Below are 12878 nucleotides of genomic sequence, written 5' to 3'. Positions count from 1 at the left end.
ATGCTCAGCCCAAAGCAACTAGAAGACTACAATCAGCAAGGTTACCTTGTTATCAAGGACTTTGTTTCTTTTACCCAACGCCAAGTATTGATGCAACGTGCAGCCCAGTTGATTGACGCATTTGAGCCACAAGCCAAGCCTTCTATTTTTACCACTGACGAACAAGAACGCTCTAGTGATGATTACTTTTTAAAGTCAGCTAGTAATATTAGCTTTTTCTTTGAAGAGAAAGCCATTGATAAGGATGGTCATTTTACTGTACCCAAACAGCAGTCCATCAATAAAATAGGCCATGCTCAACACCTGTTAGATCCGGTTTATAAGAACATCGTCAAAGAGTTGGACTTTGCAAGCATCGGCCAAGCGCTTGGGATAGTTAAACCCCGCGCTGTGCAGTCTATGCATATTTTTAAACAACCTGGCATTGGTGGCGAAGTAGGCCTTCACCAAGATTCTACTTTTTTGTACACACAACCTAAAAGCTGTGTTGGATTTTGGCTAGCATTAGAAGATGCTACAGTCGAAAATGGGTGCCTACAAGCTTTGCCACAAGGCCATAAAATCCCCCTTAAACAACGCTTTAAGATAACAAAAAATGGCGACACCCAGTTTGAATCTTTGGACAACACTCCATGGACAAAAGAGCCACTAACATTGCTAGAAGTACCTGCTGGCACACTCATTATTCTCCACGGACAATTGCCTCATTATAGTGCCGCCAACACTTCTAGTAAGTCACGCCAAGCCTTTACCTTGCACTTGGTGGACGATACGTGCGATTACCCTGAAGATAACTGGCTGCAACCGTTAAAAGCGCTATAGTGTGACTACACGTAGTGCCAAACCTAACAGCACTACACCACTTATTTTATCAATAAGAGCTGAGCGCCTTTGAAGCTTTTCCAATACCTTAGAATGAGAAAGTGCTACAGCTACAATAATGTACCAAAGGGCGTCTATAATTGAGGCGGTACCTGTCATAATGAGTTTATCAACTAATAGTAATTCAGCAGATACAAATTGTGAAAACAGCGCAGTAAAAAAGAATGCTAGCTTAGGGTTAAGCAATGACACCATTAAGCCATCTCTAGCCGCTTCACTAATAGGCGCTGCCACAGGCACCACATTTAATGGCCCAGCCCCATTAGATCGTAGTGCTTTAATTCCCATCCACATTAAATAAGCAGCACCAGCATAAGTCAAAAACTTATACATCAAAGGCCACTCAACCACCAATAAAGCCAAACCCCATACCGTTAGCAAAGCCCATAAAGCCACTCCTATTGCATGAGTTATGGCTGTAATAACGCCATGTATACGTCCATTACTCACTGTATGGCGCAAAACTACTGCCAAGCTTGGGCCAGGAGACATTGCGCCTAAACAGCAAATAGCTACTAATGAAAACCATGTGGTGAGGGTCATATCTAGTCCTTAATCGTCTTCAGTGAGGGCTCTTGCAAACACTGTTGTAACCAAACCAATAAATCGTTAAGCACTTGTTGTTTATTTATTTCGTTGAGCATTTCATGTCGTCCGTTTTTATATAAGCAACACTCGACCATCTGTGAACCTGCTCTTTGCAGGGCCTTTTGCAAAGCAATCACACCACGACCCTGCTTACCAACAGGATCTTTATCCCCAGCAAATAAGTAGATAGGTAATTCATTACGTATTTGCGCCATAGATTCAGGCTCTGATAAGTCGGACAAACCATCAAGAAAATCAACCCAAAACTGATTACTAATGCCATGACCTGCTAAAGGGTCTGCCAGATATTCATCTACAACCTTTGGGTCTGAACTTATCCAGTCTTTAGGCGTGCGGACAGGTTTGAAATTATTATTAAAACTACCAAAAGATAACTGTTGAAGTAGCTTACTTTGAGCCAGCGAACCATGACGCCATCTTTCAAACATAGCCGCTACACAAGCTATACGATAAAACCATGGAGCGCTGTAGTTAGACGCTGACAGTACTACGCCTTGTAGCTGGTTAGAGAGTTTATTAGCATAGCGCTGCACTACTTTTGTAGCTAAAAAAGACCCCATACTATGACCTAATATAATAAGAGGCTGCGGCCATTGCTTTTGAAGATAGGTGATAATGTCAGCTTGATCGGATACCAATTTTTCCCAACCATTATGGTTAGCTAAATGGCCTAAGCTATCCGTTTCTTTACCCGTGAGGCCATGGCCACGTTGATCATCTGCACTGACATTAAAACCCGCATTATTAAGCTCTGTAGCCACATGGTCATAGCGCCCACCATGCTCACTCATACCATGCATTATATGTACCCACCCTTTTGCCTCTTCTATTGGCCAAAGACGAACATACAAAGCAATCTGATCCGCCTCAGACTGAACCTGGACGATTTGGGGAGGGGTTTTTAACATCCGTGCAACCTATAGCAATTGAGCAATAGGGGCCATTAAAAAGCAAACAACACAAGTGTGCAAATAAAATACTTACGAATAAAGCCTAATCAACATGAACATTAAAATTAAATGCAAAAAGTTCATGACTCCAACATCCTGCACGAGTTAATTCTAGTGCCAAAAGCTCATCAGCATAGCCCAATCTAGACAACGCCCTAGTACTTAACTGGCCAGTAAAAGCTTCGTTTGATAATGCTTCACGTTGCTTAAAGTCATCACTTTTATATGTGAATTCTTGCGCTTCTTGATCATAGACACAGGCCAGGTGCATGCAAGGCTGGAGTAACTGAAGCTCGTCTTCTTGGGACACACCACAGGCAGGGCAATGCAATGCTGATACAGATGCAGCTTTGTAGACGCTGGCGTAAGAAACACGGTTCAAAAAACTACTGGCTAATCTCATAGAAAAAAATTCATAAATTAATTCAACAATGAAACTATAATACAGCCTTTAAATCCTTGCTGGGTGAAGGTTTCGGGGTAATCATGAGTCAAACTAATACAGAAAGAGCAAGGCGCTTCTTAGTGTTAACTGAAATATTACAGTAAGGTATTGTTAAAAAATGCAACCACCCGCCGCTTAAACTCATCAGGCTTTTGTGTGTCAAACTTAGCATGGCCAAGCTGCTCTTCAAACCACAGCTCTTTGTCGCCACACGCTGCATCAAAAATCCACTGCCCACTTTCCACCAACACTACAATATCTTCTCCACCTTGCATAATGAGCAGTGGCGTATTGCACAGCATAGCTGCTGCCTTAGTGGCGTTAACTTGCTCCACATCCATACCGAGTATAATTTGTGCCCAATATGAAATCATCGGCGCAAATGGAAAGGCGGGTAAGCCTGTAAAGTATTCTACTGATACGTTGATTGTATCTTGTAGGGATGAAAACGCGCTTACAGCAACGACTGCTGCAACATCCTGATTAAGCGCTGCGTATTCAAGGGCAATAGCGGCCCCCATAGAATTACCCAATAGACCTAATTTGCCTTTTTTGAGACCCTGCTCATTAACCAAGTAAGAGTGCCACGCTGCTATGTCATGGACTTCCTTTACCCCAAAGGTAATTTGATTCCCATCGTTTAGGTCATGCGCTCTAATACTAGTCACCAACACACCAAAACCGGCATCTTGTAATATTTTAGCCTCTTCTAACATATGGCCACGATTAGCTTTAAATCCGTGTTGTAACATGACATACGCACCATTGGCTGTGGGCGAAAAGTAGCCATGTAGTTTTTGCCCCTCTGCGTTAAACACCACCACTTCTGAAACTTTTAAATCAAAGTCATTAGGTTGGTATTTAGCAGGGGTGCGAGTGTCCAAGGAAGAATGTACTAAGTCATCTGCTTGCTGATAGGTAACTAATAAAAAGCCTGTGATTATGAGGCATAAAAAACACCCAGCACCCAGATAACAAAACGTTTCATACTCACCTCACTAGCATTTAGAATAACAAAAACAGCTCTTTATATGGTCGTTAACCATACCAATAGATTGCATATAGGCATACATCCCAATGGGGCCAACAAACTTAAATCCACGCCGTTTTAGGTCTTTAGCAATTTTTTTAGAAAGCTGCGTTTGGGCAGGAACATCAGCATTGGTTTCAAAGTTATTAACAATAGTCACCCCTCCTACAAAGCCCCATATATAGGCATCAAAACTACCAAATTCTTGCTGCACAGCGATGAACTTTGCAGCGTTATTCACCACACTATTGACCTTCAAACGATTACGAATAATACCTTTATCCAGCAAAGCTGTAGCGATGTCTTGATCCGTAAATTGAGCAAGTTTAACTACATTGTACTCACAAAAAACACGTTTATAGTGGTGCCTGCGCTTCAGTATAGTAATCCAGGATAACCCAGCTTGAGCACCTTCCAACACCAATTGCTCAAACAATCTTTTGTCATCATGCACAGGCCGGCCCCACTCTTGGTCATGATATGCCAAATATTGTTCATCTTTTGTAGGCCAACTGCAGCGACTAAGGTGTATTTCAGACATATGTAATCCGTATTTTTAAAGTAATATATGGGTTTCGAGCACACGGCTAATAAGGCTTCACTAGAAATTAGGTCTTAGGCTGTATCATATTCACTTGTCTTTTAAGAAGACGTCCACGCTTAAAAAGGGCCATATTTAACAACTCAGTTCATCTGGATGTAGAATCGATTTGTGCTATCATATTAGCTCATTAACACCAGCGATCTAACCCATGAACAACAGAAGTTTTAAAAGTCATAACCACCCTAATGCTACTTTAATTAAACGCTTGCTTGCCATAGTGTACGATAGCCTATCGGTTATGGCGGTATGGATGCTGTTGGGCTATATTTTTATTGCGTTTAACGATGGTGAAGCTGTCTCTGGGCCGCTATTTAATAGCACAGTATTTCTCATTACATTTTTGTTTTTCGCTTTATTCTGGACTCGCTCTGGACAAACTTTAGGCATGTTAGCTTGGCGTTTACGTATCGAGTCTGAGCAGGGGCAACCACTTAACGCAAAGCAAGCACTATTGCGCTTTATGTGCGCTATTCTTTCTGCCTTAGTGTTCGGCATGGGCTATTGGTGGATGTTAGTTGATAACAATAAGCTCACTTGGCATGATCGCTGGTCTAGCAGCCGTGTGGTACAGTTGCCCAAAAACTAAAACAAAGTATGGCTCATGCCAATAATAGAACTAGCCTGCTTTTCTCAGCATCCAGGCCCCACCTACAATACACACCAATATGGGCAACAAGTACGCAAGTAGAGGGGTAAAGCCAAAAACACTACTGGCAGGCGCTAACACCTCTTGGGCGTAATTAAATGCCAAACCCACTAACACGCCCACTAACACTCTTTGCCCTAGAGTGACCGATCTAGTTGACCCGAAAATAAAAGAAATAGCCAAAAACACTAGAGCCAAAGTGGCTAGAGGTTGTAACATTTTTTTCCAAAAGGCCAATTCATAAGGTGCAGAATCTAATCCACTTTGGTCAAGGTATTGGCTATATTGCATTAAATCTTCCACTGCCAAATGCTTTGGATCCATACTTAATATAGACAACAAATTAGGTTTTAAAGAAACACTCCAAGGTATTTTTTCTTGCTCCTTTTCAACAATGTTCTGACCTTCTAAACTTACCTGCCTTATGTGCTGCAATGTCCATTGTTGATCTTTATAAACGCCCTTATCTGCCACCAAAGTTTGCTTCCAATTATTATCGTCAAAGCGATACCGAGAAACTCCTTGCAAAACACCATCAGACATTACTGAGCGGACAAAAATATAGTCATCCTCTTCACGTAGCCAGAATCCTTTAGTTGATGCAGCACCCTTATATTCAGCCTGTTCTATTTCAGCCATTTTCTGGCTCACTGGAGCCACGTACTCCCCTAAAATAGCGGCTGTTACCACAAATAAAGCGACTGATTGCATCACAGACCAAACAATACGTCGCAAAGAAATACCCGCTGCGCGCATTACCGTAAGTTCACTATTATTGGCTAATATGCCCAAACCTACCAAACACCCAACTAATACTGCTAAAGGCATGAATTCATAGACCCTTCTAGGAACAGTTAATGCAATGTAAGTAAGTACTTGCTTAAAGCTTGCTCCTTGCCCTAAAGCGTCTAACTCACTACCCAATGCAGTCATTAGATCTAGGCTTAAAATCACTAACAACACTACCGCAACTGCTGCCCATATGTGCTTAGCAATATATATATCAAGCAGACGCACTTGTGCTTCCTCCTTTGGACAGTTGCCTAAACCACTGCCTTCCAAACAATAAAAACAACCCTAAGGTAAAGACACTAAGGTGCAGTAACCATATTTTTATGTCTGCATTGGCTACAGATCGAGTCATGTCATCTCGTAAGCTTGTTAAAGCAGACAGGTACACCAAATAAACCAAAATGGCAGGTAGTAATCTTGCAAATCGCCCTTTACGCGGGTTCACCTGACCCAAAGAAATCGCTACAAAACTAAGAATAAGTGTCATTAACGGAAGGGAAATGCGCCAATAAAGCTGAGCCCGGTGATCAGCATTGCTAGAGCCCATTAACATGAGCGTAGGTAACGTGAATCCACGGGTTATATTTACTTCTAATTCTTCAGTAAATAATCGCACCGCCAACTCTTCAAATGAAGTGATTGTATAGTCCAGCTCACCAGGTTGCCCTTGGGTTCTAGAGCCGTCTTTTAGTAACAGATAACGAGTTTTGTAGGCCTCATCAAAAATTTGTCTGGCTGATGTTGCTTTGATGAGCACTGGCGCCTCACCGGCAATTGGCCGATTAAATACAAATACATTCTTTAGCTGCTGTCTATCATCACTCATGGATTGGGCATAGATAACTTGCCGTTCAATTTTGCCCTGGAAACGCCCAGCCACCACACTATCAAATTCGGATGTGTGGGACTGAGTGTACAGAATTTCTTCAACATTACGGGAAGCCTCTGGAGCAAGCCAAAGGCTAAGGGTAGCTACTAAGAATGCCAGTATTGATAGAGGCACCAATATGATCTGCACCAACTGTTTTTGGCTAATACCGTTGGCAAAAAGCACAGTTAATTCGTTATCTACACTTAATTTACCTAATGTAAGCAGCACTCCTAAAAACCCACCCAAGGGCAACAAGGTGCTTAAATACGCAGGTAGTAAATTAACAATAATAGCCAACACAGCCTCGGCGTCCAGTTCCCCAGTCACAGCTTTACTAAGGTAATGGGCAAAACGACTGCTAGAGATTATCAGTAGCAACACCATGCTCACCGCAAACGCGCTTATCAGAACTTCTTTATTAATGTATCGAGTAATTAAGGACAAATGACTAGCTTCTTGGCAAAGTTATAGCCTGTTAAGGCTAACAATGGAGCTAAGTGTATCAGATTTTTAGCAAAACGAAGATTTAACACAAATTATAGTGGTGGATACCTAGAGACGCTGACCAATTTGGCGTAAAATTTTGCTATTGCCTGCACCTTTGCAAGGCCTCAAATTGGTAAATTTGTCAGGAGACAATATGGAATTTTATTTACAACAGGACGCCTCTAAGCTTGATGAAGTGTCTAGCGTGATTTTACCCTTGGTTGATGCAACTCACAGTAATGATGTCTTAGCTACTGACAGTCTTAAAAATGCGGATACTATACTTAACGGCGCTATTTCCAATGCCATAGCAAGTGGCGACTTATCTGGTAAGTTTGAAAACAGCCAACTGTTCTTGAACTCTGGGCCAGGCCCTAGCCGCATTTTAGTCATTGGCACAGGTGCTCCAGATAAACTTAGCGGACGCAAATACAAAAAACTAGTGCAAACTGCATGGTCAAAAATTAGTGCCAACCCAGGCTCCAGTGTACTTAACTTGCTAACTACCGCAGATACAACTATTTTAGACCAACACAGTAAAGTACGCCTTAGTGTTGAAGCAATAGGTCAAGCTCGTTATCGTTTTGATCAGTTTAAAACAACACCTAAGGACAAGCCGCCTGCTCCTAACATGTTTCTAGTAGCCCACGCAGACTCCCAAGCCCAGCTGAAGCAATCAGTGGCCACTTCAAAAGCAATGGACTTATGCCGTGACTTAGGCAACCTTCCGGGCAACATCTGCACCCCCAGTTATTTAGCTGAGCAAGGGCACAAGCTAGCAGCTGCCTCTGACAAGGTCATTACTCAGGTGCTTGAAGAAGCGGAAATGGAAGCTTTAGGTATGCATTCGCTATTGTCTGTTGGTAAAGGCAGTGCAGAGCCGTCAAAACTAATCGTTATCAACTATCAAGGGGGCGAAGAAGGTGTACAGCCCCATGTATTGGTCGGCAAGGGCATTACCTTTGATTCGGGCGGCATTAGTATTAAACCCGGCGCTGCAATGGATGAAATGAAATACGACATGTGTGGAGCCGCAAGTGTAATGGGCGCCATGCAAGCGATCATCAACATGGATCTTAAAATTAACGTGGTAGCCATCGTAGCTAGTGCTGAAAACATGCCTTCAAGCACTGCATCTAAGCCTGGTGACATCTATACTACGATGTCTGGAAAAACGGTAGAAGTGCTTAATACAGATGCTGAAGGGCGCCTTGTATTATGTGATGCGTTAACCTACGCCGAGCGTTTTAACCCTAAAACTGTTGTTGATGTAGCAACGCTTACCGGTGCATGCATTATCGCCCTTGGCCACCACACCAGTGCAGTAATGAGTAATGATGACCAATTTGCTGCCAGCATTATGTCTGCTGGCAAGCAGGCATTTGATACTGCGTGGCAATTGCCTATGGGTGAAGAGTATCAAGAACAACTCGACAGTAATTTTGCAGATTTAGGCAATATTGGTGGTCGTTCAGCAGGTGCCATAACCGCTGCATGCTTCTTGTCTCGATTTGCTGAAAGTTTCACTTGGGCACATTTAGATATTGCCGGAACAGCGTGGACTTCAGGCACCAAAAAAGGCTCTACTGGCCGATGCGTACCCTTATTAGTTCAACACATCGTTAACCAGGCATAATCATGAGTCGAGCAGATTTCTATCAGCTCAAATCGAGCGATCCAGCTAGCCGCTATCCGCTGCTATGCCGCTTGCTAGAAAAAAGTCTCGGCGCCAGCCAAAAGGTTTACATCCTCTGCCAAGACGAAGCAGAGGCTATTCACTTAGACCAATACATTTGGGCTTTCAAGCCAGATTCCTTTATTCCTCACGCATTGTCGCACGAAGATGCCAAAGCCGTTGTTGTTTTAGGCTGGCCTGAAATGACTGACTCACTCGCAATTGCTCATCATGAGATATGTATTAATTTAAGCCAACAATTAGCACCTGAGCATTTCCAACGGATTATTGAATTGGTAGTGCAAGATGAGGTTGTATTAAAAGCAGCAAGAGAACATTACACAAAATACAGCCAGCTAGGCCACTCCATGCAGTATCATAAAATCTAGGCTGGGATTGATGATAAAGATTGGGTAAAAACTATCCCTTCATCCTGTTCGAGCCACGCTTAGGCGGTTCTTTTACTTTATTGAAAGCAAAAAAAACGCCGCTAAAAGCGGCGTTTTCTGTAATGTTATTTTCTTAACGAATTAAGAAGGAACAACATTGTTGGCGCAAGGGCCTTTTTGGCCTTGGCCAACTTCGAATTCTACGGCTTGACCGTCGTTCAAAGTTGCGTAACCACCGCCATTGCGGATTTCAGAGTGATGTACGAATAAATCTTTTCCGCCATCTTCTGGAGTGATGAAACCGAAACCTTTATCGGCGTTAAACCACTTTACTGTACCTTTGCTCATATTCTTACTCTTTGCTACTAAATTAATTTGACAAACCGCAAACATCTGCGCTGTTTATCAAATAGGTAAAACCTATGAGTGTGCGCAAATTACGGTTTGGATCTTCACACGTAACGGTCAAGCTAGTGCGGTACGTAGTGTAGCACCACATTAACAGATAAGTCAAACAACACACCTACTTACCTGATTGTAATGCAGTCTATATCACCCAAATCCCGCCAAAGTTACTAAATTGCTTCAATTTTTTCCACTTGTTGCTGCAAGGTCGCTGCGGCGGTTTGTGCATCCTTTAATTTAGCTCTTTCTTTTTCAATCACTTGTTCTGGCGCTTTATCCACAAATTTAGAATTTCCCAGCTTTCCTCCAAGGCGTTTAATTTCACCTTGAAGTCGACCTAGCTCTTTATTCAGCCTGCCAAGCTCAGCATCCTTATCAATAAGGCCCGCCATTGGCACTAGCACCTCAAGCCCGCCTACTAACGCGGTAGCACTTAAAGGTGCCTCACAAGCTTCATCTAACCATGTGATAGAGTCTAGCTTGGCTAGCTTAACTAGGAACTGGCTATTCGTATTAAGGCGTTGCTGATCTAAAGCATCACCGCACTTTAATAAAACAGGGATGGATTTACCGGGCGAAATGTTCATTTCTCCACGAATATTACGCACGCCATCGATGATTCCGCGCACCCAATTTAAGTCTGACTCAGCCACTTCATCAATTTTACGATCATCTACAACCGGATATGGCTGCAGCATGATGCTATCACCCTCCACACCTGCTAGGCCTTTAAGTTTTTGCCAAATTTCTTCGGTAATGTAGGGCATCAATGGATGGGCTAAACGCAACACCGTTTCTAACACCCGCACCAATGTGCGCCTTGTACCCCTAAGCTGAGCTGGCGTTGCGTTTTCATCCCATAATACTGGCTTGGATAACTCTAAATACCAATCACAGTATTCACTCCAAATAAATTGGTATAGGGCTTCAGCAGCATGATCAAAGCGGTATACGTCTATCGCTTCAATCACTCTTTGTTCAGCTTTTTGTAAACGTGATGTAATCCAGCGATCAGCTAAACTTAGCTCAACTTCACCACCTAGTTGACCACAATCTTGCTCGTCACAGTTCATTAAGACGTAGTTAGTTGCATTCCAAATTTTGTTACAAAAATTACGGTTACCTTCTATGCGTCCTACATCAAACTTAATTTCACGCCCAGTAGACGCTAATGAACACATTGTGAAGCGCAGGGCATCTGTACCGTATGAAGCCATACCTTCTGGGAAATGCTTTAGGGTTTGTTTTTCAATCTTTTTAGCAAGCTGAGGCTGCATCATATTGCCAGTGCGCTTCTCTAACAAAGCATCAAGTGAAATGCCATCAATCAGGTCTAATGGGTCAATAACATTACCCTTAGACTTAGACATCTTTTCGCCGTCTTGATCTTTTACTAACCCTGTAACATAAACCGTCTTAAACGGCACTTGGGCTTCACCTGTCTCGTCTTTGATAAGATGCATGGTCATCATGATCATGCGCGCAACCCAGAAGAAAATAATGTCAAACCCTGTCACTAAAACATCAGTTGGGTGGTATTTAGCCAAAGCCTCTGTAGAATTGGGCCAACCAAGCGTACCAAAGGTCCACAAGCCAGAAGAAAACCAAGTATCCAACACATCTTCATCTTGCTGAAGATTTATGTCCCCTAGGTTGTGCTTTATACGCACTTCATCTTCGTTACGGCCCACATAAATATTACCTTCATCGTCATACCATGCAGGGATTCTATGCCCCCACCAAAGCTGACGTGATATACACCAGTCTTGAATATCACGCATCCAAGAAAAGTAAGTGTTTTCCCACTGCTTAGGTACAAATTCAATACGACCATCTTCTACAGCAGCAATGGCAGGCTCCGCGAGCGGCTTTGTGCTCACAAACCACTGATCTGTAAGCAACGGTTCTATCACTAAACCTGAGCGATCCCCACGAGGCACCTTTAAGCCATGATCTTCGATGCCTTCCAACAAATTTACATCATTAAGATCTGCAACAATTTGATCTCGCGCCTTATATCGGTCCAAGCCACGATAGGCTAGAGGAATGATTTCGTCGTGTTCAACGACGACCTTTCCAGCAGTGGTATACACATCTGGCACTTGCACAATGGCAGCATCATGATCAAGCACATTGATCATACCCAAATCATGTCTTTGGCCCATAGCGTAGTCATTAAAGTCATGTGCCGGGGTGATCTTCACACAACCAGTACCAAACTCCATATCTACGTAGTCATCGGCAATAATGGGAATTAAACGGTCAACTAAAGGCAATGTAATAAATTGACCAATTAAGTGCTGATACCGCTCATCTTTTGGGTGCACTGCGACCGCAGCATCGCCCAACATGGTTTCTGGACGAGTGGTTGCAACGACCAAGTAGTCATGGCCTTCAGAAGTAGTCGCCCCTGCCGCTAAAGGATAGCGTAAATGCCACATATGGCCCTTTTCATCTGTAGAGATAACTTCTAAGTCAGATATAGCAGTATGTAATTTTGGGTCCCAATTAACCAAACGCTTACCGCGATAAATCAATCCATCATCGTATAAACGCACAAAAGCCTCTTGCACAGCAGTGTAGAAGCCATCATCCATGGTGAAACGCTCGCGAGTCCAATCTACACTGGCACCCAGGCGACGCAATTGACGAGTAATAGTGCCGCCTGACTCTTCTTTCCACTCCCAAGCTTTTTCTAAGAATTTATCACGGCCTAAATCATGTCGCGTTTTGCCTTCTTCAGCCTGAACTTTTCGCTCCACTAACATTTGTGTCGCAATGCCTGCATGGTCTGTACCCACTTGCCACAAAGTATCGTGCCCTTGCATACGTTTAAACCGCGTCAAGGCATCCATAATAGTGTCTTGAAAAGCATGGCCCATATGCAAACTACCCGTGACATTGGGTGGTGGAATAACAATGCTATAAGGAACACCTTCACCGGATGGGGCAAAGTAATTATTATCTTCCCACTGCTGGTACCATTGTTGTTCGATGGCGCTAGGATTATATGTCTTTTCCATGATATTGGGCACATGCTCTATGTTAAGTGGTTATAGGTGATTATCAATCAAAAATGGTCGAGCTTAAATTA

13 protein-coding genes are annotated in these 12878 nt (G+C 43.0%); 4 read left to right on the top strand and 9 right to left on the bottom strand.

All coding sequences use genetic code 11. The annotated features are described in order from the left end of the window. A complete protein-coding gene (locus ABXT42_RS01685) occupies positions 1-822 on the top strand; it encodes a phytanoyl-CoA dioxygenase family protein (RefSeq protein ID WP_443628652.1) in 822 nt (273 codons plus the stop codon). Here ABXT42_RS01685 and ABXT42_RS01680 read toward each other — a convergent pair. The 5 genes from ABXT42_RS01680 to ABXT42_RS01660 all read right to left on the bottom strand — a co-directional run bounded on the left by ABXT42_RS01680 (position 817) and on the right by ABXT42_RS01660 (position 4457). Next, positions 817-1425 carry a LysE family translocator gene (locus tag ABXT42_RS01680; protein WP_443628651.1) on the bottom strand — a complete coding sequence of 203 codons (609 nt, stop codon included), beginning with the start codon at positions 1423-1425 and terminating at the stop codon, positions 817-819. The genes ABXT42_RS01685 and ABXT42_RS01680 overlap by 6 nt on opposite strands. Positions 1426-1427: 2 nt before the next feature. Then, entirely contained in the window at positions 1428-2399 is a 972-nt protein-coding gene (locus ABXT42_RS01675; RefSeq protein WP_443628650.1) for a lysophospholipase, read from the bottom strand. Between the two features lie 85 nt (positions 2400-2484). After that, positions 2485-2844, bottom strand: a complete 360-nt coding sequence (locus tag ABXT42_RS01670; RefSeq protein WP_443628649.1) for a hypothetical protein — start codon at positions 2842-2844, stop codon at positions 2485-2487. Positions 2845-2981: 137 nt separating this feature from the next. Continuing rightward, complete coding sequence (locus tag ABXT42_RS01665; protein ID WP_443628648.1) at positions 2982-3770, bottom strand: alpha/beta hydrolase; 789 nt, start codon at positions 3768-3770, stop codon at positions 2982-2984. 114 nt (positions 3771-3884) lie between these two features. Continuing rightward, complete coding sequence (locus ABXT42_RS01660; RefSeq protein WP_443628647.1) at positions 3885-4457, bottom strand: DNA-3-methyladenine glycosylase I; 573 nt, start codon at positions 4455-4457, stop codon at positions 3885-3887. Positions 4458-4668: 211 nt separating this feature from the next. Here ABXT42_RS01660 and ABXT42_RS01655 point away from each other — a divergent pair, with 211 nt between their 5' ends. Then, on the top strand, positions 4669-5106 hold the full coding sequence (locus ABXT42_RS01655) for an RDD family protein (protein ID WP_443628646.1): 438 nt from the start codon (positions 4669-4671) through the stop codon (positions 5104-5106). Between the two features lie 30 nt (positions 5107-5136). On the opposite strand, the gene lptG is transcribed toward ABXT42_RS01655, so the two are convergent. Continuing rightward, the gene (gene lptG / locus ABXT42_RS01650; protein ID WP_443628645.1) at positions 5137-6183 is read right to left on the bottom strand and encodes an LPS export ABC transporter permease LptG; all 1047 of its coding nucleotides are present in this window, start codon (positions 6181-6183) and stop codon (positions 5137-5139) included. Next, positions 6170-7273: an LPS export ABC transporter permease LptF gene (gene lptF / locus ABXT42_RS01645; protein ID WP_443628644.1), complete on the bottom strand. Its 1104-nt coding sequence runs from the start codon at positions 7271-7273 to the stop codon at positions 6170-6172. The genes lptG and lptF overlap by 14 nt, the downstream gene beginning before the upstream one ends. A 196-nt stretch (positions 7274-7469) precedes the next feature. On the opposite strand from lptF, the gene ABXT42_RS01640 reads away from it, so the two are divergent. Both ABXT42_RS01640 and ABXT42_RS01635 read left to right on the top strand, forming a co-directional pair. Further along, positions 7470-8951, top strand: coding sequence for a leucyl aminopeptidase (locus tag ABXT42_RS01640; protein WP_443628643.1), 1482 nt, complete (start codon positions 7470-7472; stop codon positions 8949-8951). 2 nt (positions 8952-8953) lie between these two features. Further along, positions 8954-9379: a DNA polymerase III subunit chi gene (locus ABXT42_RS01635; protein ID WP_443628642.1), complete on the top strand. Its 426-nt coding sequence runs from the start codon at positions 8954-8956 to the stop codon at positions 9377-9379. 141 nt (positions 9380-9520) lie between these two features. Here the strand turns inward: ABXT42_RS01635 and ABXT42_RS01630 are convergent, their stop codons facing one another. Then, positions 9521-9727 carry a cold-shock protein gene (locus ABXT42_RS01630; protein ID WP_046484454.1) on the bottom strand — a complete coding sequence of 69 codons (207 nt, stop codon included), beginning with the start codon at positions 9725-9727 and terminating at the stop codon, positions 9521-9523. Positions 9728-9954: 227 nt separating this feature from the next. Next, on the bottom strand, positions 9955-12807 hold the full coding sequence (locus ABXT42_RS01625; protein ID WP_443628641.1) for a valine--tRNA ligase: 2853 nt from the start codon (positions 12805-12807) through the stop codon (positions 9955-9957). Between the last annotated feature and the right edge of the window lie 71 nt (positions 12808-12878).

The sequence above is a fragment of the Candidatus Njordibacter sp. Uisw_002 genome, from assembly GCF_047730155.1.
Classification (GTDB): Bacteria; Pseudomonadota; Gammaproteobacteria; order Pseudomonadales; family Balneatricaceae; genus Njordibacter.
The sequence above is the reverse complement of the archived record's forward strand: the minus strand, read 5'-3'. Positions and strand labels throughout refer to the sequence as shown.